The following is a 23,538-nucleotide window of genomic DNA, read 5'->3' on the forward strand; positions in this document are numbered from 1 at the left end:
GCCTAAGATTTAACTATCTGAGGAGGGTTACAACATGTCTGAAGCTACCAGCTATTTCGCGATTGCTGTCGCCGTGATCATTCTGCTCGTCGATCTATGGGCGATTGTTAGCGTGTTTCGAAGCGACAAAACGGTAGGCATAAAAGCAGCATGGGCGTTTGGCCTAATTATCCTCCCGGTCTTAGGTTTGATCATTTGGGGTGTTGCGGGGCCTCGTGGGATCAAAGAAGGCCCCTCGTCGCCAGAACACAGTAAAGGATAATCTCTATCCGTTCGTCGTTCGCGCCGAAGGTTTTTGAAATTAACCCTGGCGCACTTGCTTCAGATGTTTGTGGGCTGGAATTCGGTCTATCACCGAGTGAACCGCAGCCCTTATTCACCTGAGGAGAATGTCATGTTCCTACATAACAAACGACTTCAATACACCGTGCGGGTTGCCCAGCCAAACCCTGGCTTAGCTAATTTATTACTAGAGCAGTTTGGGGGAGCTCAGGGCGAGCTCGCAGCGGCTTCCCGCTACTTCACCCAAGCGTTGGCGGAAGATGATCCAGGCAGAAAAGATCTACTGATGGATATCGCCACCGAAGAGCTCAGTCACCTTGAGATTGTCGGGTCGATCATCGTGATGTTGAACAAGGGCGCCAAGGGACAAATGGCCGAAGGTGTCGAGGAAGAAGGCGAGCTATACCGCGCCATCAACGGAGCCGGTAACGACTCTCACATCACGAGTCTGTTGTATGGCGCAGGTGCTCCTTTGATTAACTCGGCTGGCGTACCTTGGTCGGCAGCTTACGTCGATACCATTGGCGAACCCACAGCAGACATGCGCTCGAATATCGCCGCCGAGGCGAGAGCGAAAATTGTTTACGAGCGTTTGATGAATGTCACCGATGATCCCGGTGTGAAAGAGGCATTGGGATTTCTAATGACACGTGAAATCGCCCACCAGATGTCTTTCGAAAAAGCATTGCACGCCATCCAACCAAATTTCCCTCAGGGCAAACTACCGGGCATGCCGGAGTTCACCAACGTCTACTTCAATATGTCACAGGGCGAAGGCAGCATTCGCGGCCCCTGGAACGAAGGGGACGAATGGGTCTTCGTGGAAGATCCGGCGCCTGCAGTGGATGGTGGAGATGGCACCGCCTCTGTGCAATTGAGCGCTGAGGACGAGGCTCTGCTGATGGATATGAAAGCCAGGACAATGTCCGCCCCAGAAAGCAACCCGATCACGGGTGCAGATTTAGGGGCCGGGGTACAAGGCGAAACACAACCTTGAGAAGTGGCCGCACGCCATCAGGCGTGCGGTTTTCCATGTGACTCAGAGGGATTCACACCGTGGTCATCAAAAAAACTACGCATCAAAATCTAACTGTTTCGGAGATGTTCTACTCCACCTACGTCGCTTTTGAACGTGACGCGCAACGCGTATCCAGGCAGTTCCTACTGTCGCTTTCCGTATCTACTGAAAAGTACGACTCGAAAAAATAGGAGGTACCATGCCCGAGCCGTTGACCTCATCAGCCGCACCGCCTAGCTCCTGGTTCGCCCGTTTCTCAGGAACTGGGTGGGGCGGGCGCGCCTTCTGGTCAATCTTGATTTGCGTAACATTGTTCTTACTCATCTGCGGGTATGGCGCCTTTGTCGGCGCTAACAAACAAAATCTGCACTTCGCTTTTCTCGGTGGCATGTCAGGTTTCGCTGCAACGGCCATGGGAGCTGTCATAGCGATTGCGTTACGAGAAATCGCAGCCCGCACACAAGACATCATGCTGGGCTTCGCCGCCGGCATGATGCTGGCCGCCAGTTCCTTCTCCCTCATTCTCCCTGGTATCGAAGCAGCTCAGGCCCTTTGCGAAAATCAGTTACTCGCAGCATGCGTTGTTGTTGCGGGATTGGGATTAGGCGTAGCGCTGATGGTTGGCCTTGATCGTTTCGTTCCTCACGAACATGAGAAAAGCGGACGCCGAGGGCCAGACGCACAGCGTATCAATCGTGTTTGGTTGTTCGTCCTGGCAATCACTCTGCATAACCTGCCGGAAGGCATGGCTATTGGAGTGAGCTTCGCCAACGGCGATATGAAGGTCGGACTGCCACTGACCACTGCCATCGCCATCCAAGACATACCCGAAGGTCTGGCGGTCGCCCTAGCGTTGCGTGTGACAGGCATCTCAGCGCTTCGCGCAGCACTATTTGCTGTGGGATCGGGATTGATGGAACCCATTGGAGCGATTGTGGGATTAGGCATTTCTAGTAGCTTTGCATTGGGCTATCCCATTGCGCTGGGCTTGGCAGCTGGAGCCATGATTTTTGTGGTGTCTCATGAGGTCATACCAGAGACGCACCGCAATGGTCATGAGACTCCTGCGACCTTGGGACTGATGCTCGGTTTTGGGTTGATGATGTTCCTAGATACTGCTTTGGGTTAGCAATGAGCCTTTTATCCGTTACCCTGAAAATTTTCGGAACACATCGTAAAACAGGCTGGTCAGTCTTTATGCACGGCAAGTTTTGCATGCATGCTGATCCCGTGCGGACGCCCACGAGGCGACACGAAGACTGACCAGAAGGAAGTTTAGAAATGGCTAGAAAAACTGTCGAAGACTTGTTTATCCATGAACTCTCTGACGTTTACAGTGCGGAAAAACAAATCACCAAAGCGTTGCCTCGCTTGGCGAAAGCAGCGACCAACCCCCTGTTGGCAGACGCGTTTACCTCCCACTTGGAAGAAACCCAAGGTCAGATCGAGCGTATTGATCAACTGGTCGAGCTTACGGGTATCAAACTGAAGCGCATGAAATGCGTGGCGATGGAGGGGCTGGTTGAAGAGTCGAAAGAGCTTTTGGAAGAGATCGAGAAGGGTGCGGTCTTGGATGCAGCGTTAATTGGTGCGGCGCAGAAGGTGGAGCACTACGAAATAGCAGCCTACGGCACCTTAATAGCAATGGCCAAGCATCTCAAGCTTGACGACGCTGCAGCGATGTTGGCAGCGACGCTCGCTGAAGAAAAAGGGGCTGATGATAAATTGACCAAGATTGCGGAACAGGGCGGCAACCAGGCTGCAACTTTGGAATCCAAGTGACAGCTGTGATTTGAAATCGGGCGGCGCTGCAATAGCGCCGCTTGTCATTTAATGAGCCTGAGCGAGAGACCGAAAATGTGTGATGCACAACATGATGCTATTTCTAGGGGCTCAAATCAGCAAAACACGATTTCCGAGTTGTTAGCTCAGCTCTTGATGGCTCGTGGGCCAGGGGGACAGGAAGATGAAGTCCGCGAAATATGCATGCAAACCATCACCCCTCTTTGCGACGAAACATGGGTTGATGCTGCAGGCAACGTCATAGGACTTATCAAAAGTCAGCGAGAGACTCCCGAAAGGCGGAGATCTGTGCGGGTCATGGCGCACATGGACGAAATCGCAATGGTGGTTAAGAGCGTCAATGAAGACGGCACGCTGAGAGTAACCGCGCTAGGCGGCGCGAACCCGGTGAATTTCGGCATGTGTCCGGTGGATATTCTGGGTGATAACGAAATTATCCCAGGAGTTTTGTCTTTCGGTTCAATGCATGCAACGCAGAATGCTCCTCAAGGAGGTGATGTGTTATCGGGAAACGTGCATTGGAATGATGTTCATGTGGTTACGCGCTCTTCTTTACAAATTCTTCGTAGTCATGGAGTGCGTCCAGGTACGCGAGTCGTGTTGAGTCGCCACTGGCGTAAGCCGTTTCGCGTTGGTGACGCTGTCGCGGCGCATTTTTTGGATGATCGTGCTCCCATGGCAGCAGTGATCGATTCCGCGCGTCAAGTAAGTCATCGTCGAAATGAGCTGACTTGCGATGTTTATTTTGTATTTACGACGTCGGAAGAAGAATCCAATGCTGGGGCAATGTTCGCATCTGCGACACTCCCTGGTGATACCACTATTGCAGTTGAGGTCGGCCCAGTGATGGACGAGTATGGAACGAGGCTTAGCATCGATCCAATCATAAATACTGGTGACGAAAAGGGTTATTACACGCGGGGAGTCGTGAAATCCTTAGCAGCTGCGGCAGCTCGCTGTGGTTACACCCCACAATATGCACTGCTGGTTGATTTCGCTTCAGATGCGAGCGCTGTCTTGAGCAATGGCTCATCAGCAAAAGCTGGTTGCTTAGCGATACCCACCGAAAACACCCACGGTTACGAGCTTATTTTGGATGGGGCAATTCAAGCGTGCTCGCTGACGCTTACCGAGTACCTGGCTACGTACGTCGAACGGATGACTTGGTAGCTCTACAAAAAATATTGCCTGCGGTCTCAGCGCACCTACCGTTTGTCTGCAGAGCGTGTTCCAAATTAAAATATTTGAAACGCCCTGTGAGGGCCCGCTTTCTTATGGTTATACCTGCCACGTTATCGCAGGCTGCTCTTGGTATCTCCTGTTGCGCAAACGCCGTGCGGGTGTCTTAAATAATACCGGCAAGAGAGAAAGTTTAGATTAAGTCGTTTAGATTCCAAGATGGCGTGCCATGGTCATTGCAAAAGAGTGACCATTCGTAATAGCAGGCCGAGCTATAGTTCGCAATTATCAAGTTTACCTTGTTGATGACGCGGTGGTTCTAATTTCGCACAACGATTATCTATGTAAAGGGGGCGAAGAATGCCTGCGAACAGCGAACTCAGTAGATGCCATGGAGCCGTTGTTGTTGATTCAAACTGCACGCGTTTTAGTCTTTGGGCTCCAGATGCAAAGACAATAAATGTGGTGACAGATGGCGGCAGATCAATGGCGATGTTACCGGGCAACGACGGTTGGTTTGTCCTCGAAACTCAATGCTCTGCTGGCACCCTCTACAAATATAAGATCAACAATGATTACGAGGTTCCAGATCCCGCTTCCAGAGCGCAAGCAGAGGATGCCGATGGATATAGTGTCGTTGTCGACTCAGAAAGTTATCGCTGGCAGCATCTCGGATGGTACGGTCGACCATGGCATGAAGCTATAATTTATGAACTCCATGTTGGCTTGATTGGCGGCTATTCCGCTGTGGAAAGCATGTTGCCCCATTTGGCTGATATGGGTTTCACGGCAATTGAGCTTATGCCGTTGTCGCAATTCTCCGGGAGCCGCAACTGGGGTTATGATGGGGTTCTGCCCTATGCCCCCCAAGTCTCATACGGTAGCCCTGAACAGCTTAAATCATTAATCGACACAGCCCATGGGCTAGGTCTCGCTGTAATTCTTGACGTGGTCTACAACCACTTTGGCCCAGACGGCAATTTTCTCCACACCTATGCCAAGCACTTTTTCCACAGCGACAAGAAAACGCCTTGGGGGGATGCTATCGATTATGGCCGTCGTGAGGTGCGAGATTTCTTCATCGGCAGTGCAATCATGTGGTTATCGGAATACCGCTTCGACGGCTTGCGTTTAGATGCTGTTCACGCCATTGATGACCCTACGTTTTTAAACGAATTTGCGGAATGCATTCGAGAAGAGTTTAGAGAGCCCCGAAAGGTTTGGTTAATCTTAGAGAACGAGTTAAATGAGGCACACCGCCTTAAAAAAGGTTTCGACGCTCAATGGAACGACGATGGACACAATACATTGCATGTCTTGCTGACAGGCGAAACAGATTCTTACTACGCCGACTTTGCCGAAGCGACTACCGAGAAATTGGCACGTGTGCTTAGCGAGGGTTTTGTTTACCAGGGCGAACCTACTCGTCACGGACAGCCTCGAGGCGAACCGAGTGGTCATCTACCTACTAGCGCTTTCGTACTCTTTTTGCAAAATCACGATCAAATAGGAAATCGTGCCTTGGGCGAGCGCTTGGTACATATCACTCCGGCGCCTGCATTACGAGCCGCGACGGCTTTTTTACTGCTCTCACCTATGATCCCCCTAATATTCATGGGTGATGAATGGGGGGCAGATGAACGTTTTCTTTTTTTCACCGACTTTCACGATGAATTGGCCCAGAAAGTCTGTGAAGGACGGAGGGACGAATTTTCGGATTTCGCCGCGTTCGCTGAGGAAAGTCAAAGGGAATGCATCCCAGATCCCAACGCAGCATCAACTTTCGAAAGTTCGAAACCTAAGTTTGGGGCAGCGTATTTCAAGTATTCACAAGGTCAAGACCATCTCGCTTGGCTCCTCTTTTATCGTAGATTATTGTCTATACGTCAGAGTGACATCATCCCAAGGCTACGGAACTCTCACGCGATTGATTCTCAGGTATTAGGTGATAAAGCCGTTTCTGGGCGATGGCGCATGGGAGACGGCTCTACCCTTCGCATCGATTTAAATCTCGGAGAGGTAGCCGTGCGCGTAGACGAAACCTTTACCGGGCACCTTCTTTTTAAAACATCTGACGATAATCAAGAATATTTCCAAAATGTCCTCAGTCCGTTTTCGGTCGTTATCACTTTAGAGGGTGTTGCTTCGGTCATACATAAAGAATGACTACCGTGTCAGCTATGTCGACACTCGCCCTGCATTCGCCGTTGTTCATGCATGGTGCTTTTAGGTGTTTTTAGCTCACTCAATGAATGCCCAGTGTTCGTGCATCATCAATCATTTCCATATATCTCTTTGTTCCAATAGTCTAATGGCGATCTCATCGAGTCTTTCGCCTCATAAAGCCCTGCATTAGTTCTCGTGAGTTCGCCGTCACATCCCGTGTGATGGAAATCGTTGCCCATGGCTACGCCTCAGTCCAAACCAAAGTAGTTGTTTCGCGCCATTTGACATCTGTCACCCCAAACCTTTCGGCCTGGGGTTTCGATACGACCTTCAAGGGCGGTTTACCAGGTTTAGGAATTGGGGCTAAACCGGCATCGCAACTCGCCCAATGCCATGCGTCCACATTCCGCATCGCCTTAGCGCGAATGACGAATGACTTTGCCTGCCCATAAAGCTTGTAATCGATCACAAAAATATCTGTTTGGCTCATGAGATCCTCCCTATGCTCATAGTCAAATGATTGTTACTTGACGAAAAAATTCCAACTTTTTTGGAGATTCTTCCGAGGGTGCTTCCTAGCTGGTTGGCTGCGCGAAGCATCTCGTAAATCTCCGAAAGCTGGAACAGGTGTGATATGGGAATATCACAACGGGAGCTACATTTTTTCTCAACTAAATGGAGAGCAAAGAATCCGCGCGGTTGAACGTTTCAGCCAGCGTCACTCTGAAACTCCTTGTCGAATAATCCTACTTTGAGCCCTTGAATACTTATCCTGAAGAACAACAATGAATGCAGATTGATACTAGGAAAACTCCGATGATCTCAGCTCTTGAGCTTCGACATATTATTGAGTGTGGCTTCCTACCATTGTTCTGCTCATGCACCATAAATGCTTATGGCTCGTTAATGATTAAGATGACCGATCCTTCAACAGGCAGTGAGGAGCTTTTGGTGACGGAGGTTTCGACTGCGGAGCTCAACTCTAGCAGAGCGATTGCCGGTATGATTGGCGACGTACGCAGTGAGATGCATGGCATGCAAAACCAGATTCGAGTCGCGCGAGCTTAGAGCGCAGGGGCGTTGAGCAGATTGACGCATACATATAGCCGTCAAAAGTCGCCTTTGATGTCAAACTGATATTGGTCATAATATGGCTTCATTTTCATGGAGCCCATCCCGTGTTCTCCGATCGTACACAGCGACTTGAGTAAGCACTTCTTGCCGTTATAGCGGCAGCCACAAAGATGGGTGTGAGCTGTGATCCACTATGGGCAGAAGCGGTTGGCGGTCTGATAGCAGATCGTTACTGGTAGTTGTCGCTCACGGAGCATAAAAACGGCGCTGCTGATGAGATAGAGGAGGTACTCACGAAGCTTCTGATGAGGAGAGTAACCCATTCGAGCCCGGCCTATCTAGCATCGCCGATCCCGTGAGTCAGGCTTTATGATCGCTACGCCGGGCTGCAATAAAGTCGCCATAGCGATAACGAAATCATCCAATGACCAAGGCTTGTGTAGATAGATGCTAGAGGCTGGGACAGCTTCTGGATCTATCAAATATCCAGAGGTCAGGATTGCCGAAATTGATGGCCATCGACTACCTACCATTTCGATGAACTCGATTCCTTGGATCTGGCCAGGTACGCCGTGATCTGCGATCACTAGACGACACTGTTCATGAGTTTGAAGCAGATAGGTTAACGCATCATCGGCAGTCTCAAATGAGAGCGCTTTCCCTCCCACTTCCGATACAATTTCTTCCATCAATGCTCGCAAGGTCGGATCGTCTTCGATGACGATCACTGATCCTTCAATTGGCAAGAAACCTTCCCATTGGACGATCAATCAAAGCTCCCTTAGCCGAGCTTAACTGCCCGGCGTCTGATGAGTTAGTAGCTGAGTGTGTTCGCATTTCAGTATTTTTTGCCACCCCTTGCAATCCTTTTTGATGACTCAGATCACAGATAGACTTCAATGTCTAAGCGAACTGAAAAATCGAGGCTGCCTAGGGTAAAAAAACGTTAACATTTTCGGTTCGCCGCCCCCCAAATGTAAAACGACGAGAGTTTTTGGTAAAAAGCCAAACCATCTCGTCCTTTCCACTTACCGATAGACTTAGGTAGTCAACAGTGTTGCGCTGCTATCGCTCTCCGGACTAGCGATGTGTGTGTCGCCGGGGGTCAGAATGACTTTTCGACAATCCTCTTCTTTTTTATCAAAGATTTTATATCCCTCAGCGGCCTGTTCCAGAGACATGTGGTGGCTGATGATGACTTCAGGTGAGAGACGACCTGTCTGAATGTGTTCAAGGAGCTCAGGTAGGAAACGATGCACGTGGGTCTGACCCATTTTGAAGGTCAGACCCTTGTCGAATGCGTCTCCGAACAGGAAGCCATGGATGAACCCTGAATAAACGCCAGGAACACTGACGGTGCCGCCGCGCCGAACGGCGGCGATGCACTGACGTAAAGCCTTGCCGCTGCTGCCCTCAAGCTTGAGTGTCGCGAGAACTGTTTCCGTCGTACTACCTTTTGCTTCAAACCCGACCGCATCTACGATGCCATCAACTCCCCGCATTCCTTTGGTTTGTCGAATGATCGTATCTGCGGGATCATCGTCTTCATCGAAGTTGATCGGAATTACACCGTATGTTTTCTGCGCGTATGCCAAGCGATAAGGATGGTGATCGACCATGAAAATTTGGTCGGCACCGAGCATCCTTGCACAGGCGGCGCTCAACAACCCGACGGGGCCTGCACCATAGATGGCGATGCTGGAGCCATTACCAATCCCCGCGTTCGTTACAGCCTGATAAGCAGTTGGAAGGATGTCTGACAGGAAAAGTACCTTTTCATCCGACAGCGTCCCCGGCACTTTAAAGGGCCCGGTGTTGGCTTTCGGTACGCGCACATATTCGGCTTGCCCGCCAGGTACACCGCCGTACATGTGACTGAAGCCGAACAGCGCGGCTCCTGGTGGTATCACCTTTTTGTTTATGATCGCTCCGCGCCCTGTATTTGTCGTTTCGCAGGCCGCGAACAGATCCATTGCGCAGAAAAAACAGCTGCCGCAGGCGATTACAAAAGGAATTACCACGCGGTCGCCGGGTTGCACGGCGGTCACTGCTGAGCCTGCCTCTTCAACGATCCCCATGAACTCATGGCCAAAGATATCGCCATGCTCGACAGTTGGAATCTTTCCCCGATAGAGATGGAGGTCAGATCCACATATCGCCGTCGCGGTAACCCGAAGAATGATGTCATCACTTTCCTGGATAACCGGATCGGGAACCGTGTCGACCTTGACGCTGTGCGCGCCGTGATAGGTGAGTGCTCTCATAACGTCTTACCTACTTCAGCTGGATGGTAAGAGGGAGAGGAGGATCGAAGAAAGTAAGTTCAGAATGATATAGACCCAAATGACTAGCGGTCGCCTATATACCCTCGCTGGAAATTTTCTAAACCTAATGGAGCGGAAGTAGGTCGACTGCTGGAGTCTGTAACTCAGGTAGTCGGAGGTGACGTTAATGATCGGTGTTGTCATACCTGCCCACAATGAAGAGAACCACATTGCTGTGTGTCTAACATCTGCTCTCTTCGCCGCTACGCATCCTGCATTGACCGGCCACCCAGTTTCCGTAGTCGTCGTTTTAGACGATTGTGCTGATCAGACAAAACAGATCGTTTCAGCGTACGGTGTAACCGGGATCGAGATTTCTTTTCAGAATGTGGGTAAGGCGAGAGCAACCGGCGCAGATCATATGCTGGCCGCTGACGCGAAATGGCTTGCTTTCACCGATGCCGACGCTGTCGTGCCCCACGATTGGTTGGCACGGCAGGTTGAGTTCAAGGCTGATGCAGCTTGTGGGACAGTTGAGGTGGATAGCTGGAATAGCCATGGAGAATTGGTTCGCTCAAAGCACATGGAGCTTTACCAATTCATCGAGAATCACCGGCACATCCACGGCGCCAATCTTGGACTGAGTGCCGAGGCCGACCGGAACGCTGGCGGGTTTCAGCATCTCACTGCACACGAAGATGTCCATTTGGTTGCTGACCTGAAGAGGGTTGGTGCTCATATCGTTTGGACAGCCACGAATCCGTTAATCACCAGCGCCCGGAAGGATTACAAAAGTCGCGAAGGGTTTGGAGAGTATCTGGTCAATCTGGGGGTCTCACTCCTGGGATTGCCTGCGCTTGATCCACAGGTTAGCGCCGGCGTCTCTCTTTGAAAGTGCTGTGGGAAGGAGGTGACAAGTTGGAGTGCATCGATTTCCTGCAATGGCAACCCATGGCTGTGACGGTAGCCTCAACGTGGTTCATCAGGAATAGACAAACTTATAATACGATCAATGCATACGCGCCTGCGTAAAATCTCCAAATCACCCACAACACGTTGCCGAGAACCTGTTATTTCCAGCTAGCAGCCTTGTTCGGATGGACAAGCCTGCTTCGGCTGCCTCAACGTACGCTGGTTCTTATCGGCGACCGTGATCCATTAATACAGACATGCAACGCCCATATCCTGTGCCCCACAATTCGACGTTCAGAGTTTTGCATTCAGAAAGGCGAGGGGCTTTTCTTTGGGCTGACCGGCGCTAGATGAACTGCCGTCTTGACCCGCAAATTTCTTACCCGGCAATATGACGATGAAGGGATAGCACAGATGGTCGCAAACCGAAACGCCGAGGCTGGCCTGGAGCGCACCTAAGTCAGCTAATCCTCTCGTTAGCGTCGTTGTGCAGGGGGGGCGCACGCAATTGTAGGCAGCATCAGTTTCTTCGCCAATTCTTTCAAACTCTGCAGTTCGACAATGGTCAACCTTCTAGCTGTTGTTGATAAATCATGTCGAGGTGATCCATGGGTAACTATCACATCACAAAGAAAACGCTAGGTAGCTTGTCAAAAAGGGCGCACAACGTGCTTCAAAAATGGCCTCTACGAAAGCGCAAATCATTGAAATAGCCAGCGAATTTCTGCAGGTAAAACAGCCTCGCTGAAAATCCGCAAATCGGCTAGGACGATTCAAGAGGAGCGTACCTTTCCTGGCGCCGCCGACCCTAGGAAAACAAAAGGCTAAATCGAATCCAAAAGATTGCGCGGCTGCGAAGAAGACTTCGATCCTTAACAAAGAAGTCAGCTTTATCAGGAGTTCGCTTCCCATTCCCGCGGCGCTTGTCTAACCACAGGAACTCTTCAATGGTAATTGCATGTCTAGGATGGAGATCCCTGATTTGGAAACCTGGAGCATTACCGCTCGCGAGCAAATGGTTTTTGGATGGGCCGGATTTGCCCATGGAATTTTCGCGAGTCGGTGATGGTGGAGAACTCGCAACGGCGATCTGTGCGAATGCGCATCCATGCACCGTTCTCTGGGCAGTATCAAATGTAAAAGGCCTCGAAGAGGCATGCGAGGCCTTGCGTGTCCGAGAGCAAATTCCAGAAGACAGGGATGATGGAATCGGTGTTTTTACCACCAGTAGCTCTCCAGTGAGAGTGATCGCCGAATGGGCACTCATTCACCAATTGGACGCAGTTATCTGGACTGCATTTACGCCCAGATTCGAAGACATTCAAGGTTTGATCCCAACTGTTGATGACGCTGTTTCATATCTAGCGAGTTTGAGTGCCGATGCGCAGGAGCACGCGCGGGACAACGTTAGGCAGGTGCCGGCTCAGATCGATACGTCCTATCGAAGGGAGATCAGTTTAAGGCTTGGGTGGTATCAATGAGTGCACAGAGCCAAGCTCAAATCGGCGCCATCTTTGATCAGCTGTTGGCTCTGCGAGAGAGCGTCAATCGTCTTCATGGGATGCAGGATGAAAGAGTAGGTACGCTTCGTGGCCACCAGACCGTGGATGTGGACGGCGCTTTCCTGTTGGTTTTTCAGAAGCTTCAAGACAACATCGCCGATATGGAGGAGGCTTTGGCCACCATTGCGGAAGCCACAGGCGATGCACCGAAGTTCTAGCGGATCGTCATTGAGGCAAAATTACATGCCATAACGCTTATTCCCGCCAGCGCGTATTTACACTACTTCGACCGAAAATCAGCTCTCACGGCCCTCGCAGATCTTTCTCAGGGGAAGCTAATTCGTGAATGCCACCAACCAGCGCTGAACGAGCCTCCTTTGCCACTTTGCGCCACTGCTCAGCGTGCATGGCGGGATTGTCGTCCAGTACCAGTTTTCTTTAAAGGCTAAGACAGGATAAATAGGGTAGCCAGCGTAAGACCCTCATTTCGCTTTCGTACCAGCAAGAGATTCATACCACTCAGAATAGGACGTATTTTTGACGTTACGCTGAGCAAAGTCGGGGGAACCATCGTCCCACCATACTGGGCCGCGCTCACCCAGCTTAACCTTGACCTTTTGTACCTTGGCCCTCGCGCCCTTCAATTGCTCCGCATCATTTGATGCTTTAGCGTTCTTTACCTCACGACGTGCGGCCATCAGTTCGTTAACAAGGTTTTGCCGAACGTCTGCGGGTAGTGAAGGATTACTACACCGCCAGAGTTTGCCATTGACTACGAAATAGCGGCCATCGGGTGTAGTTGGATACATAAGTGTAGCTCCAGATGCCTTACTAAGCGGTCGGACATGTCCTTCGCATCAGTTAGGGTTGGTGCAAAATGGCAGTACATGCGGATCTGATAGGTATTTCCAGCGAACGCTAGGTACGTCATCTTCCTGAGCGAGTGGGTGGTGTCGACGTGCTATACGCAATATCCCCCACAACATGGAAATTGCTATAGACATCCACGCGGTGATGATGCTGAAAATTGTCATTGCAAGGCTCATAATCTTCTCTCGCTGCTGTGTCGTCTTCTATTCTCCTAGTAGTGACCTTGCTCCCCTGCGTGGAATTCAATTTATTAGTCAAGGCGTTCGTAAACAGATCCATCAGTTCATGAGTGTGTCTTTTTCGCTGAAACGTGCAACACATCTAGAAGAGGTTTCAAATGACTAAGCTTGCAGACTCCCGCCAACTTGAAAAACACCTCCCCGACCAACTCCAAGCTCTCCAAGCTCACAAGAGCGACGCCGGTCTCAAAAAATAAATTGAATTTTAAACGAAGCTTCACATTTTCGCGCAAAATATGGCTATAGCTTGTAAGACGTGATCAACCTGCTTCACTCGCGATCCAACCTTCGTTCGATTGCACCTGCGTCTAAAACTGACACACGCAAGGCCGGCCAGATGAAGGTTTATAAGAACCCTCATACGGGTGAGATGATCGAAACTAAGACGGTAATCATCTAGGAGTGAAGGAGTGGGAAGCGAAGCACGGTGCATATTCCGTGGCATCATGGCTGGCCAATTTAGTTTGGTTTGAATACCAGAAGAGACCCGCGCAGTGTCTTTTCCGTCATCGATTGTAGTCACCTTGAAAGGGCTTGCGAAGCTTGGTTAAGGTGGTTGTTGCGGAATCTTATAACCAGAATTCCGGCAAGATATATGAACTTTAGGCATAGGCGACTTTCTATTGCTTGAGAGTGAAGTTATCTAGCTATGAGCCCGATGACTTGCTGTGGCAACCTCAAGCCAGGAAGTTAAATATGAAGACCTTAACCCCCAAGATCTCCTTGCGTCGCGCCGTCACTGGCCCAATGCTTTTTCTTTTTATTCTCGGCGACGTTCTTGGAGCGGGAGTTTATGCACTCGCGGGGACGATTGCGGGAGAAGTAGGCGGTGCGATCTGGGTACCGTTGCTCATTGCACTTTTTTTCGCGATGCTGACCGCCGGTTCGTACGCAGAGTTGGTCACAAAATATCCCCACGCGGGCGCTGCTTCGGTTTTCGCTGAAAAGGCCTTCCGATCACCGCTCATCTCCTTTCTCGTTGGCTTTTGCATGCTTTCTGCAGCTGTCACAAGTGCGGCGGGTTTGTCGTTGGCATTTGCTGGGGATTACCTAGCGGCGTTCATCCATGTACCCTCTCACCTTGCGGCCTTAGTGTTCCTGCTAGTAATCGCGCTCTTAAATGCGAGGGGTATCAAAGAGTCTCTTAGAGCCAACTTGGCGATGACACTTATTGAGCTATCAGGTCTTATTTTAGTCGTCGTTGCCGCTGCTTGGTATTTCCGAACAGGTGAAGCTGATTTGAGTCGCAGTTTTGAATTCAAGCCAGGGGTCAGCCCGATGTTAGCCGTTTTGGGGGCAGCATTGCTCGCCTTCTATTCTTTTGTTGGATTCGAAACATCCGCCAATCTTGCGGAAGAGATTCGAGATGTTCGGAGGGTTTACCCTCGCGCGTTATTTGCCGCCTTGCTTATTGCCGGACTAGTCTACGTAGCAGTCGGAGTGGCGGCATCTTCCGTGCTACCCATGGAAAAATTAGTCGCAACCTCGGCTCCTCTTCTTGAAGTGGTTCGGACGTCAGGTCTAAATATTCCGCCTCGCGTTTTCGCCTTCATTGCATTGGTCGCGGTCGCTAATGGCGCGCTTCTCACCATGATAATGGCAAGTCGTTTGACTTATGGAATGGCATGCCTTGGACTTTTGCCCGACGCCTTGAGTAAAGTGCTGCCTCAGAGGCGCACCCCGTGGATCGCAATCATTGCTACCACCCTTGTAGCAATTGGACTGACGCTGACGGGGACTCTAGCCACATTGGCTGAGACCGTCGTCCTGCTGCTACTATTTGTATTTCTCAGCACTAATTTGTCCGTGTTAATCCTACGGCGTGATGAGGTTTCGGAGGATCACTTTCGGATTCCGACGTGGGTTCCGGTACTCGCTATTGTGTCGTGTTTGGTATTGCTCAGTCAGCAAAGCCTAGAAACCTGGATGCGTGGAGGGGCATTAATCGTGATAGGCAGTCTGCTATTCGCCTGTTCAAGGGCCGCTCTACCCGCGCCAAGGGAGCCCAGTTAGTTGGGTAAGCGCTTCGTCCTTCGATGGAGCCATAAAGCATAGTCAGAGCATCTGATTGTCAGCGGAATGTCTGACTGCGCTTAGTTATCAAATAACTGGCCGAATTTACCAAGGGTGCGATAATAGTACGCAATATGCAGCTCTTGTGAGAGTCTTATTTGGCGCGTCGAGTCCTCAGCGCCATTGACCAGATTTTATGACTGCATCTTAAGCAGCATGCTTCTTGTTCCTTATCGATAGATTGCGCGAAACCGCACTTCACGCAGCAGTAGAGTGCCGACGTGGGCATTTTCTGAAACTCAGGTCGATGCTCTTCAGGTAGGACTGAAAGTCCAGGGCAGATATCTTTCTCATCATAGAAATAAAGACTGATGTCTCCATCAGTTTCTACTAACCCTAATCTCACTTGTCCTAGATGTTCAACGCCTTGCTGCCTAAGCTCCATTAATAATTCGCTATTTGACATGTTAAGCGTCTCGAATGCCTTCATTTCGAACATTCCATTGCTAATGACGGTAACAGGCAAACCATCGATCCAGGCTTCAAATTGCTTGCTCTTGGTCATAGCCAGAACAATCATGCGGTAAAGCAGCAAAAGAGTGAGGAAGACTACTGCAACCGGTAAAAGGGGCACATCATGATAGAAAGATACGTCTCCCGCAGCTGAACCCAGCGTCAAAATAACAACTAGCTCAAACAGTGATAGTTGCCTAATGCCTCGTCTGCCACTTGATTTGAGAAAAAGAAACACTGCTAAAAAAGCAAAAGTAGCCCGGAAGCCTACTTCAAGTAAATAAGATAGTGGGAATTCGTCTATCAACATTCGTTGTATATCAAAAGGGTACATAATCACCTCTGTTCTATTTTTGTGAGCGGCCAGTAACGCGTTAAAGTTTCCCTAAAACAGCAGCTTGGATAGCCCGTATGGAGGCGGTTGAGTATAAGCTTACTGCTCCTACAGGCGAACAGTGTAGAGGCTTCGCCGTAGTCGCGGATAAGGTACGCAATTAGCTGGACGTACCAGCGGCGCGACGAAAGAAATTGCCTCTGTAGATTTGCTGAATCAGAAGTTGGTCGATCCGTCGGTGAAATGGAAAACAGTAAGTCCCAGACGCAACAGTGCCTTGCACTTGCTACCGAGGCAGGCGAGGTCATAGCGCAGATCCAGTAAGGCGCGAGAAGCAATCGCTACGCAGCCTAGGCCAAGCAGCCATTTGCACAGACTACATTCCTTCTCCATGCTGTGTCCGACGTGTAGTTCTGCCTGATGTCAAGCGTACATGCTGTCCACCTTGATGACCGCGCTGGGGTTTCGGGTGCCTTAATCAAAGCCCCGCCACGAATGGTCGGGGCTTTTACCGCCTAATCTTTGAGTGGAGAACTCTGGACTGGTCAAATGTGGTTGGTCTCCCCCGATAGTACGACCGACTAACCTTTGTTTTTTTCGGATCGACGCTCCGAGGATATGTGCGCTATTCCTGGATCGAACCGCCTTCTTTATGGATCTTCAACGATGTTGTTTTTCAATCAAGAAACTCGCTGGCAAGCTTTATGATTTCAGCTTTCGTAGTTGCTGTTTTCGATGCACGTTCTGCACCTTGTTTCTTTTAATGTCCAACCATTTTCAGTCGGCGTAATGTGGTAGTTATCCATGCCATTTCTCCTGCAGTGAGTGCTACTTCAGTTCGATGCGTGTGCGCATTTGGGCCGTGATGGCTTGCTTAGTGTTGGGCATATCAGCCCACGGATCGACGTCCAGGTCGCCTCGACAACAGGCCGAGCTTATTCGGTAGGCGATTCTGTATTTATGAAATCGGGAGCGCTGGCGAGCTCGAAGTTGCGTTTTTGGCCTGAGCCGGGCACCGTCTTTGAGGAAAGCGCATCCAGTTTTTGAGGTTGACCCGTTGCCAGCGCTCGTCCCACGGCGAGCAGAACTCGAACGTCCCTAAAGCCTTCTTCCCCGCTCGGCTCCGGCGTAGAGTCGTTCAGTATGCAATCGGAGAAGTACGCCGTCTCACCTGCAAATTGGTCGACAACAGGATGCGAGTGCTCTTTGGTTTGGTCACCGATGGTAGCGCGATAGGTAATACCTACACCTTCACCGTAACCGAAACAGGGAGAAGCTTCGATTTCGCCCTCAGTGCCAATGAGCTGGAACCGCTCGCTGCTTGGAAGGGTGTAGCTGAGGGTGAATTGCGCCATGCGACCTTCGGAAAACCTGAGGCATACACTCACTGTATCGGGGGTTTCCAGTTTACTGCCCGGTGCGGTCGTACCTACCGCGCTGACCTCGATGGGCTCATCACCAAATAGCTGTCGCACCATATTCAGCGGGTACGGCCCCATATCCAGCACAGGGCCTGCTGCAAAGCCGTTCTGCATCCGGTGGTTGGTTGGTTTCACTGTTTGCGTGAATGTCGACGTGAACAGGCGAGGTTGCCCGAAGTCGCCGGCATGTACGCGCTCGATCATTTCAAGAGTGCCAGGCTCACAATGCAGGCGGTAAGCAATCATGAACTTTGCATTCGAGCGTTGCGCCGCTGCCAGCATCGCTTCGCAATCATCCTCGTTAGCGGCCATGGGCTTTTCCAACAGCACATGGATGCCTGCTTCCAGGGCGGGCACTACATATTCACGGTGCAGGAAATTGGGTGTTGCTATATATACGGCATCAATCTCACCGGATGCCAATAACTCTGGGTATTGCGCATAACTGTAGTTTTTCAGGGAGTAGCGTTTTGCTAGCTTGTCTGCCTTGATTGGATCACCCGTTACAAGGGCTGTCAGGACTGAATTCTCGGTTTGTCCAACCCCTGGCATAAAGGCGCCTTGAGAGATGGATCCACCTCCGATCACTGCGTAACGAATTTTGCCGTTAAAATCGGGCATGTGAAGCTCCTTGTGTTTAGGCAATCAACGTATCGCCTGTTAAATGTCGGCCATCGTAGAGGCCTAGAGTTCCATCGACGTGCCGAAGGAATCCAGGCACCGATTCAACGTTATCATCGCAGGCGACGTTTTTTGGCTGTCCGTCGAGCGAGTGCCAATGCAATACCACCTAATGCCAGAGCAGCTTCCGCGACGATGAGCACCGGGCGATTTTTTGTGCTTCTCTTCTGCCCCCTTCCGCAGCGAATGCATGTGCTGCAGCCCTACCTGTGCCGCTTGAGGGGCCAGTCATTACGACCACTTCTCCGTGGAGCCGCCATGGTCTATTAGGCACATGCACATGACCGCGAGGAGTCGTTATTGAGACGGTTTGTTCTTCCTGTGCATGAAAGAGAAACGCCTTCAGCTTGAGACGCGCACCATCACTGAGAATCAACGTAAGGTTTTCGATCACCCCAGCAACTCGCTCAGGAAAAACTGGATCGCCCACAGCGTCGAGTTCGTCGTATAGGAATTTATGACCCTCAAGCCATCCGCCCGCAGTCAGGATTTCGGGGCCTAAATAGTATTTTCCATCAAGGAAGAAACCCGGAAAATTACGAGTTAGCTCTGCGCTCTCGATTAAATATCGTTCCCCTGGTTTCATGCCGATTGCTGAGTCGATCATGATCACATCCTACCTTCACTGGTTTGCAATAGAGGTAGGGTTCTTACTGATCGTTCAATCGAATTGACCGAGAGGTCGCCAATCCTCGCGATCACTGATTATGGGCAATGAAGTTAGTGTTAATGCGGGGTATGCGTCGGATCCGTTATCTGGAAAACCTTACCCTGACTCCACGCATCCGCTCCAAGCGCAACGACGGGCGTCGGTATGTCGGCTCTAGCTTTCTTCTTCTGCGCGCTATCTATACCGAATCGACGATCCCGATCTGCAATCATCTGTGGGTCGGCCTGCCCATCTGCCGTGAAGCCCATCATTAGCTGAGGCACGCCAAGGGGCAGATCTTTATTGAGGTCGGAATGCCAGGTATGCCATGTCTTGCCATAGGTATGAACGAGTTTTTCCATCAAAGTATGCTCGGCTACCTCTGGGATTCCAGGAGCCACGAGCTGACCTGACTTCACTTCGTGAACATGACTGTGCCAGAGTGATTGCTCAGCTTTGGGCAGGCCCGCGAACAAATGTTCGCTGATGATGTATTCGACCCCCATCAGCTTGGCATCCTTACGATTGCCATCGTAGATCACGCACTGGATAACTTCCTCGTTGAGAATCGCGCAGTAGTGGTGTGCCTCCATCTGAGCATTCATGTGGCCGTTGTAAAAATGGAAACCATCCAGATAGGCATTCAATGCATCTATCGGCGCACGTGACTGAAGCAGTGCAGCACCAGACTCAAGTGATTGCGTGGCTGGGGATTTGGCATCGCCAGGCGTGATTACGTTAGAGGGCGAATTGCTACCCGCACATGCGGCGAGTATCAGAGCGAACAACACCACGCTCATCATTTTGACCCTATACAATATGCGTATTCCACTCATCGAGAGCTCCTTCAGTCGATTTACTTTTATGCGTGCATTGTCGCTTTAATAGCTTTTTCAGCACGCCCTATGTGGCAGCGATATGGATTGCCGCCAAACAAGGAAAGTTTTTATCTGCGCGACATTTCCGACGATAGGTGCTATTTCAATCATTTCTCGTGCGCCTTATACCGCCGGTCGCGACAGATAAAGCCTTATGAAATTATGGTGCCGAGTAGAGTTGCAGATGAGTTCGGGTATCGCATTGGTTGAGTTATCGAATGAGTAACGATACCTGTCAGGTCTGAGGAGAGTCTTCATGTTCTTACATAACAAACGACTTCAATACACCGTTCGAGTTGCCCAGCCTAACCCTGACTGACCAATTTACTCCTCGAACAATTCGGCGGAGCCAACAGTTAGCTCGAGGCGGCATCTCGATATTTCACACAAGCATTGGCTGAGGAAGATCTGGGTCTTAGGGATTGTTGATGGACATACCACCGAAGAGCTCAGTCATCTGGAAATCGTCGGCTCAATCGTTGTGATGTTGAACAAGGGCGCGAAGGGGATAATGGCGGAAGGCGTGGAGGAAGAGGGCGAGTTGTATCGGGCAATCAATGGTGCCGGTAAAAATTCCCATTTCACCACTCATTATAGAACTGGTTAGAGTCGCATCTAGATACTTTAAACTTTCTACATGAGCGCAGTGTCGATTGCTAAAGACACTGGGCTAGGTGGAGGGAGCGTTAATGATAGGAATCGTGATACCTGCTCATAACGAAGAGCGGCTTATTGGCGAATGCTTGGACTCTGTGCTGCTTGCGGCTAAGCATCCTTCTATTCAAGGTCAAACGGTCGAGATATTGGTCGTGTTGGATCATTGCTCGGACAATACGGGAGCTGTGGTATCGGCAAAGGTGGTAGCGTCGATAGATGTCTGTTTTAGAAACGTGGGTAAGGCAAGATCCGTGGGGGCTGAGCAGCTACTCGAAGCAGGTGCTCGATGGCTCGCATTCACTGATGCAGATACCGTTGTGCCGCCTGATTGGCTAGCGCGCCAGATTGAGTTCGGAGCCGACGCGGTGTGCGGAACAGTTGAGGTCGACTGCTGGAGTGAATATGGTGATGCCGTTCGTAGCAGGTACCTCGCGCTGTACCAGTTTATCGAGGATCATCGCCATATCCATGGGGCCAATCTTGGTCTGAGTGCTGAGGCATATCGGAGTGCTGGTGGGTTCCAGCATTTGATAGCACACGAGGATGTTCAACTGGTTGCAGACCTCGAGAGGATTGGCGCACATATTGTCTGGACAGCTACTAACCCTGTGACCACCAGTGCGCGCCGGGACTACAAGTGCAGTGGTGGGTTTGGGGATTACCTAGCCTCTCTTATTACTCCCAATACCCTCTTAGGGGTCGAGCCGTCCTTGAGTTCAGACGCTATTCTCGGGTCGGGGTTAACTTGTGGATCTGATTGATTGGGTTCAGTGGCCCGCCATGGTCGTGACTGTCATCTCTGCTTGGTATATCGGATCTCAACAACCACGCCGACGCATGATTGCTTTTTGGGGGTTCATCCTCAGCAATGCCCTATGGGTTATTTGGGGGTGGCACACAAATGCTTACGGATTGATTGTGCTCGAGTGCATCTTGCTGGGCATCAATGCTCGTGGGTTCAGGAAAAATCGGCACGGTAGCCAAGCTTCCGATTAAGTGGCGACTACTGATTCTGAAAATTCTTCTTAAACCCACGCAGGTTCATTGAGCAAAGGCAGATCTGCAGAACGATCAACGCGTAAGCCTCAGCATGAGCACCCCAAATAACCCACAAGATATTGCTGAAAATGAAACAGAAGAACCCTGCCATTCTTCTTGCTGGCCGCTGAGACCCGATGAGCCATGCTGCGATCACAGTCACGACCATGGCGGGCCACTGAACCCAATCCAGATAACTCAAAGCAACCCCCTTAATCTCCCATCGATAAAGAAGAGAGAGATTCAAGGATGATTAATTCAGATTTTTTTGAACGGTTTTGGCATCTGCCTGTAATGGTCTAATGAAACCGGACACCTATTTAGGAGTGAATGCTCGCCAGGTCGAGGTGTCAAATGACCAAATAGCGCCGTTCCTTTTCTGCTGTATTCAAGTGCGAGGCTGATGACCTCGTGCTCAAGAAAAACTTCAGCTACCAATGGCGGGCTAGCGGCCGCTCTGGCCGAGAAAACCTTAACGCCGTATCCGGATTAATTGACCACTACAACCGCTCGTCAGACTCGGCGCGGATATCTTGAACCTACGATTCGTTCTCTTGGACAGATTAAACATGTGCTGACGAAAATTCCCTTTCGTCTTGCCACTGGGAGAATGGAATGAAAGCCATCGTTTACAACGGCCCTCGTGACGTCAGTGTGCAAAATGTGCCGGACGCAAAAATCGAAAAACCCACCGACGTGCTGGTGCGAGTGACCTCCACCAATATCTGCGGATCTGATCTGCACATGTACGAAGGCCGTACTTCTTTTGAAACGGGCAGAGTGTTTGGCCATGAGAATCTGGGCGAGGTCATCGAAGTAGGCTCCGGCGTAGATCGGGTCAAGGTAGGAGATCGGGTATGCCTGCCATTCAATATCGGCTGCGGCTTTTGCGAAAACTGTGAAAAAGGCCTGACGGGGTTTTGTCTGACCGCTAACCCAGGCAGCGCGGGTGCGGCCTATGGGTTCGCTGACATGGGCCCATATCAGGGGGGGCAGGCTGAACTACTTCGAGTGCCTTATGCAGACTTTAACTGCCTGGTGTTGCCCGTGGACGCGCAAGAACGTGAAGAAGATTACGTCATGCTCTCCGACATCTTCCCGACTGGTTGGCATGCAACCGAGTTGGCAGGCCTCCTTCCCGGGGAAAGTATTGCCATCTACGGCGCCGGCCCTGTTGGTTTGATGGCTGCCCACTCGGCCATGATCAAGGGTGCCTCTCAGGTGTTCGTAGTCGATAATCATCCTGACCGCTTGAAGCTTGCTGCTCAAATGGGCGCTACGCCCATCAACTCGCTTGAGAAAGAGGCGGTGGATCAGATCTTGAACTTGACCCATGGCAAGGGCACTGATCGCGGTTGCGAGTGCGTGGGTTATCAGTGCTGCGATCGCCATGGTCATGAAGCTAATCACCTGACCATGAACAACCTAGTCGCTTCGACCAAAGCGACCGGAGGCATCGGCGTCGTAGGTGTGTTCGTACCGCAAGACCCAGGAGCCAAAAATGAGCTGGCTAAGGAAGGCAAGATGGCTTTCGATTTCGGCGCTTTCTGGTTCAAGGGGCAGCAGATTCGAACGGGCCAAGCCAACGTCAAAGTCTACAACCGTCGCCTGGCTGAGCTAATCCACCATGGCCGAGCAAAACCTTCTCAGATCATCTCCCACCGCCTCAAGCTTGCCGAGGGCCCAGATGCCTATAAGCACTTCGACGCACGTGACGATGGCTGGACGAAGGTTGTACTCAAGCCAGCAGCTTAAACGCCAACCTCCGGCTTCGCCGGCTCCCTTTGGGCCGGCCTCTTCAGTAAAAAAGATTCAACAGCTAGCAGGAGAATGATCATGAAAAAGCTATCTATGTGCTTATGTCTATGCAGTGTATTCATGCTTCATGGATGCTTTGACAACGCGGATAACGCGACGAAAGACAATTCTAGTGGCACCAAGTCTTCTATACAGATGCAGAAAGGAAAGGCTGACGAGAGTAAGTAGCGCTTGGCAGCCCAAGCAGGAGTGAGCCTCTTGGGCCCAAGTCAATTACAACAATAAAA

The 23,538-nt window shown here is 50.8% G+C and carries 23 protein-coding genes and 3 pseudogenes; 17 read left to right on the forward strand and 9 right to left on the reverse strand.

The features are described 5' to 3' along the window. The first annotated feature begins 34 nt into the window (after positions 1 to 34). From ACP7BO_RS00855 to treZ, 6 genes are all read left to right on the forward strand, one after another. Positions 35 to 262 carry a PLD nuclease N-terminal domain-containing protein gene (locus ACP7BO_RS00855; protein ID WP_426208128.1) on the forward strand — a complete coding sequence of 76 codons (228 nt, stop codon included), beginning with the start codon at positions 35 to 37 and terminating at the stop codon, positions 260 to 262. Between the two features lie 132 nt (positions 263 to 394). Further along, on the forward strand, positions 395 to 1,279 hold the full coding sequence (locus ACP7BO_RS00860; protein ID WP_426208130.1) for a manganese catalase family protein: 885 nt from the start codon (positions 395 to 397) through the stop codon (positions 1,277 to 1,279). 220 nt (positions 1,280 to 1,499) lie between these two features. Beyond that, positions 1,500 to 2,429 carry a ZIP family metal transporter gene (locus ACP7BO_RS00865; protein WP_426208132.1) on the forward strand — a complete coding sequence of 310 codons (930 nt, stop codon included), beginning with the start codon at positions 1,500 to 1,502 and terminating at the stop codon, positions 2,427 to 2,429. 152 nt (positions 2,430 to 2,581) lie between these two features. Next, complete coding sequence (locus ACP7BO_RS00870; protein ID WP_426208134.1) at positions 2,582 to 3,082, forward strand: ferritin-like domain-containing protein; 501 nt, start codon at positions 2,582 to 2,584, stop codon at positions 3,080 to 3,082. Positions 3,083 to 3,238: 156 nt separating this feature from the next. Next, entirely contained in the window at positions 3,239 to 4,273 is a 1,035-nt protein-coding gene (locus ACP7BO_RS00875) for a M28 family peptidase (RefSeq protein WP_426208895.1), read from the forward strand. Positions 4,274 to 4,642: 369 nt separating this feature from the next. Further along, on the forward strand, positions 4,643 to 6,448 hold the full coding sequence (gene treZ, locus ACP7BO_RS00880) for a malto-oligosyltrehalose trehalohydrolase (RefSeq protein ID WP_426208135.1): 1,806 nt from the start codon (positions 4,643 to 4,645) through the stop codon (positions 6,446 to 6,448). Positions 6,449 to 6,689: 241 nt separating this feature from the next. On the opposite strand, the gene ACP7BO_RS00885 is transcribed toward treZ, so the two are convergent. Further along, complete coding sequence (locus tag ACP7BO_RS00885; RefSeq protein ID WP_426208137.1) at positions 6,690 to 6,938, reverse strand: DUF6555 family protein; 249 nt, start codon at positions 6,936 to 6,938, stop codon at positions 6,690 to 6,692. A gap of 326 nt (positions 6,939 to 7,264) precedes the next feature. Between ACP7BO_RS00885 and ACP7BO_RS00890 the strand changes: the two genes are divergently transcribed. Further along, positions 7,265 to 7,516: a DUF1652 domain-containing protein gene (locus ACP7BO_RS00890; RefSeq protein WP_426208897.1), complete on the forward strand. Its 252-nt coding sequence runs from the start codon at positions 7,265 to 7,267 to the stop codon at positions 7,514 to 7,516. 344 nt (positions 7,517 to 7,860) lie between these two features. Here the strand turns inward: ACP7BO_RS00890 and ACP7BO_RS00895 are convergent, their stop codons facing one another. Both ACP7BO_RS00895 and ACP7BO_RS00900 read right to left on the reverse strand, forming a co-directional pair. Then, positions 7,861 to 8,292: a response regulator gene (locus ACP7BO_RS00895; RefSeq protein ID WP_426208139.1), complete on the reverse strand. Its 432-nt coding sequence runs from the start codon at positions 8,290 to 8,292 to the stop codon at positions 7,861 to 7,863. A gap of 270 nt (positions 8,293 to 8,562) precedes the next feature. Then, positions 8,563 to 9,786 (reverse strand): zinc-dependent alcohol dehydrogenase, encoded by a 1,224-nt coding sequence (locus tag ACP7BO_RS00900; RefSeq protein ID WP_426208141.1) that lies wholly within the window; start codon positions 9,784 to 9,786, stop codon positions 8,563 to 8,565. 187 nt (positions 9,787 to 9,973) lie between these two features. Here ACP7BO_RS00900 and ACP7BO_RS00905 point away from each other — a divergent pair, with 187 nt between their 5' ends. The 4 genes and pseudogenes from ACP7BO_RS00905 (at position 9,974) to ACP7BO_RS00920 (ending at position 12,418) form a co-directional block, all read left to right on the forward strand. Next, a complete protein-coding gene (locus ACP7BO_RS00905) occupies positions 9,974 to 10,678 on the forward strand; it encodes a glycosyltransferase (protein ID WP_426208143.1) in 705 nt (234 codons plus the stop codon). A 628-nt stretch (positions 10,679 to 11,306) separates the two neighbouring features. Then, a pseudogene (locus ACP7BO_RS00910) lies at positions 11,307 to 11,526 on the forward strand (DUF2188 domain-containing protein). A gap of 215 nt (positions 11,527 to 11,741) precedes the next feature. Then, the gene (locus ACP7BO_RS00915; RefSeq protein WP_426208145.1) at positions 11,742 to 12,179 is read left to right on the forward strand and encodes a hypothetical protein; all 438 of its coding nucleotides are present in this window, start codon (positions 11,742 to 11,744) and stop codon (positions 12,177 to 12,179) included. Then, positions 12,176 to 12,418, forward strand: a complete 243-nt coding sequence (locus tag ACP7BO_RS00920) for a hypothetical protein (protein ID WP_426208147.1) — start codon at positions 12,176 to 12,178, stop codon at positions 12,416 to 12,418. The genes ACP7BO_RS00915 and ACP7BO_RS00920 overlap by 4 nt, the downstream gene beginning before the upstream one ends. A 264-nt stretch (positions 12,419 to 12,682) precedes the next feature. On the opposite strand, the gene ACP7BO_RS00925 is transcribed toward ACP7BO_RS00920, so the two are convergent. Continuing rightward, positions 12,683 to 13,009 (reverse strand): hypothetical protein, encoded by a 327-nt coding sequence (locus ACP7BO_RS00925; protein ID WP_426208149.1) that lies wholly within the window; start codon positions 13,007 to 13,009, stop codon positions 12,683 to 12,685. A 398-nt stretch (positions 13,010 to 13,407) separates the two neighbouring features. On the opposite strand from ACP7BO_RS00925, the pseudogene ACP7BO_RS00930 reads away from it, so the two are divergent. Together ACP7BO_RS00930 and ACP7BO_RS00935 are read left to right on the forward strand one after the other, a co-directional pair. Continuing rightward, a pseudogene (locus tag ACP7BO_RS00930) lies at positions 13,408 to 13,762 on the forward strand (histone-like nucleoid-structuring protein, MvaT/MvaU family); the annotation flags it as partial. Between the two features lie 243 nt (positions 13,763 to 14,005). Then, positions 14,006 to 15,322: an APC family permease gene (locus tag ACP7BO_RS00935; protein ID WP_426208151.1), complete on the forward strand. Its 1,317-nt coding sequence runs from the start codon at positions 14,006 to 14,008 to the stop codon at positions 15,320 to 15,322. Positions 15,323 to 15,476: 154 nt separating this feature from the next. On the opposite strand, the gene ACP7BO_RS00940 is transcribed toward ACP7BO_RS00935, so the two are convergent. The 4 genes and pseudogenes from ACP7BO_RS00940 to ACP7BO_RS00955 all read right to left on the reverse strand — a co-directional run bounded on the left by ACP7BO_RS00940 (position 15,477) and on the right by ACP7BO_RS00955 (position 19,723). Continuing rightward, positions 15,477 to 16,169, reverse strand: a complete 693-nt coding sequence (locus ACP7BO_RS00940; protein WP_426208153.1) for a DUF421 domain-containing protein — start codon at positions 16,167 to 16,169, stop codon at positions 15,477 to 15,479. A 935-nt stretch (positions 16,170 to 17,104) separates the two neighbouring features. Continuing rightward, positions 17,105 to 18,211 carry a Gfo/Idh/MocA family protein gene (locus ACP7BO_RS00945; RefSeq protein WP_426208155.1) on the reverse strand — a complete coding sequence of 369 codons (1,107 nt, stop codon included), beginning with the start codon at positions 18,209 to 18,211 and terminating at the stop codon, positions 17,105 to 17,107. A 402-nt stretch (positions 18,212 to 18,613) separates the two neighbouring features. After that, positions 18,614 to 18,878, reverse strand: a pseudogene (locus ACP7BO_RS00950) (SDR family oxidoreductase); the annotation flags it as partial. Between the two features lie 119 nt (positions 18,879 to 18,997). Continuing rightward, positions 18,998 to 19,723 (reverse strand): OBAP family protein, encoded by a 726-nt coding sequence (locus tag ACP7BO_RS00955; protein WP_426208899.1) that lies wholly within the window; start codon positions 19,721 to 19,723, stop codon positions 18,998 to 19,000. A gap of 496 nt (positions 19,724 to 20,219) precedes the next feature. On the opposite strand from ACP7BO_RS00955, the gene ACP7BO_RS00960 reads away from it, so the two are divergent. The 3 genes from ACP7BO_RS00960 (at position 20,220) to ACP7BO_RS00970 (ending at position 21,451) form a co-directional block, all read left to right on the forward strand. Next, complete coding sequence (locus ACP7BO_RS00960; protein WP_426208901.1) at positions 20,220 to 20,405, forward strand: manganese catalase family protein; 186 nt, start codon at positions 20,220 to 20,222, stop codon at positions 20,403 to 20,405. 82 nt (positions 20,406 to 20,487) lie between these two features. After that, positions 20,488 to 21,216 carry a glycosyltransferase gene (locus tag ACP7BO_RS00965; RefSeq protein WP_426208157.1) on the forward strand — a complete coding sequence of 243 codons (729 nt, stop codon included), beginning with the start codon at positions 20,488 to 20,490 and terminating at the stop codon, positions 21,214 to 21,216. Next, complete coding sequence (locus tag ACP7BO_RS00970; RefSeq protein ID WP_426208159.1) at positions 21,203 to 21,451, forward strand: hypothetical protein; 249 nt, start codon at positions 21,203 to 21,205, stop codon at positions 21,449 to 21,451. The genes ACP7BO_RS00965 and ACP7BO_RS00970 overlap by 14 nt, the downstream gene beginning before the upstream one ends. Positions 21,452 to 21,458: 7 nt before the next feature. Here ACP7BO_RS00970 and ACP7BO_RS00975 read toward each other — a convergent pair whose 3' ends face one another. Continuing rightward, the gene (locus ACP7BO_RS00975; RefSeq protein ID WP_426208903.1) at positions 21,459 to 21,662 is read right to left on the reverse strand and encodes a hypothetical protein; all 204 of its coding nucleotides are present in this window, start codon (positions 21,660 to 21,662) and stop codon (positions 21,459 to 21,461) included. Positions 21,663 to 22,108: 446 nt separating this feature from the next. On the opposite strand from ACP7BO_RS00975, the gene ACP7BO_RS00980 reads away from it, so the two are divergent. Then, positions 22,109 to 23,248 (forward strand): glutathione-independent formaldehyde dehydrogenase, encoded by a 1,140-nt coding sequence (locus tag ACP7BO_RS00980; protein ID WP_426208161.1) that lies wholly within the window; start codon positions 22,109 to 22,111, stop codon positions 23,246 to 23,248. Positions 23,249 to 23,538: the final 290 nt, after the last annotated feature.

The sequence above is a fragment of the Pseudomonas sp. TWR2-1-1 genome, from assembly GCF_049897045.1.
GTDB classification, from domain to species: domain Bacteria; phylum Pseudomonadota; class Gammaproteobacteria; order Pseudomonadales; family Pseudomonadaceae; genus Aquipseudomonas; species Aquipseudomonas versuta.

Excerpts from the sequence above, each read along its gene's own strand:
- ACP7BO_RS00890 (WP_426208897.1), top strand. The coding sequence starts at position 7,265 with ATGATCTCAGCTCTTGAGCTTCGACATATTATTGAGTGTGGCTTCCTA.
- ACP7BO_RS00870 (WP_426208134.1), top strand. The coding sequence starts at position 2,582 with ATGGCTAGAAAAACTGTCGAAGACTTGTTTATCCATGAACTCTCTGAC.
- ACP7BO_RS00920 (WP_426208147.1), top strand. The coding sequence starts at position 12,176 with ATGAGTGCACAGAGCCAAGCTCAAATCGGCGCCATCTTTGATCAGCTG.
- ACP7BO_RS00980 (WP_426208161.1), top strand. The coding sequence starts at position 22,109 with ATGAAAGCCATCGTTTACAACGGCCCTCGTGACGTCAGTGTGCAAAAT.
- ACP7BO_RS00945 (WP_426208155.1), bottom strand. The coding sequence starts at position 18,211 with ATGCCCGATTTTAACGGCAAAATTCGTTACGCAGTGATCGGAGGTGGA.
- ACP7BO_RS00915 (WP_426208145.1), top strand. The coding sequence starts at position 11,742 with ATGGAATTTTCGCGAGTCGGTGATGGTGGAGAACTCGCAACGGCGATC.
- ACP7BO_RS00865 (WP_426208132.1), top strand. The coding sequence starts at position 1,500 with ATGCCCGAGCCGTTGACCTCATCAGCCGCACCGCCTAGCTCCTGGTTC.
- ACP7BO_RS00925 (WP_426208149.1), bottom strand. The coding sequence starts at position 13,009 with ATGTATCCAACTACACCCGATGGCCGCTATTTCGTAGTCAATGGCAAA.
- ACP7BO_RS00905 (WP_426208143.1), top strand. The coding sequence starts at position 9,974 with ATGATCGGTGTTGTCATACCTGCCCACAATGAAGAGAACCACATTGCT.
- ACP7BO_RS00875 (WP_426208895.1), top strand. The coding sequence starts at position 3,239 with ATGGCTCGTGGGCCAGGGGGACAGGAAGATGAAGTCCGCGAAATATGC.
- ACP7BO_RS00940 (WP_426208153.1), bottom strand. The coding sequence starts at position 16,169 with ATGTACCCTTTTGATATACAACGAATGTTGATAGACGAATTCCCACTA.
- ACP7BO_RS00955 (WP_426208899.1), bottom strand. The coding sequence starts at position 19,723 with ATGATGAGCGTGGTGTTGTTCGCTCTGATACTCGCCGCATGTGCGGGT.
- ACP7BO_RS00935 (WP_426208151.1), top strand. The coding sequence starts at position 14,006 with ATGAAGACCTTAACCCCCAAGATCTCCTTGCGTCGCGCCGTCACTGGC.
- ACP7BO_RS00965 (WP_426208157.1), top strand. The coding sequence starts at position 20,488 with ATGATAGGAATCGTGATACCTGCTCATAACGAAGAGCGGCTTATTGGC.
- ACP7BO_RS00855 (WP_426208128.1), top strand. The coding sequence starts at position 35 with ATGTCTGAAGCTACCAGCTATTTCGCGATTGCTGTCGCCGTGATCATT.
- ACP7BO_RS00860 (WP_426208130.1), top strand. The coding sequence starts at position 395 with ATGTTCCTACATAACAAACGACTTCAATACACCGTGCGGGTTGCCCAG.
- ACP7BO_RS00975 (WP_426208903.1), bottom strand. The coding sequence starts at position 21,662 with ATGGTCGTGACTGTGATCGCAGCATGGCTCATCGGGTCTCAGCGGCCA.
- ACP7BO_RS00900 (WP_426208141.1), bottom strand. The coding sequence starts at position 9,786 with ATGAGAGCACTCACCTATCACGGCGCGCACAGCGTCAAGGTCGACACG.
- treZ (WP_426208135.1), top strand. The coding sequence starts at position 4,643 with ATGCCTGCGAACAGCGAACTCAGTAGATGCCATGGAGCCGTTGTTGTT.
- ACP7BO_RS00885 (WP_426208137.1), bottom strand. The coding sequence starts at position 6,938 with ATGAGCCAAACAGATATTTTTGTGATCGATTACAAGCTTTATGGGCAG.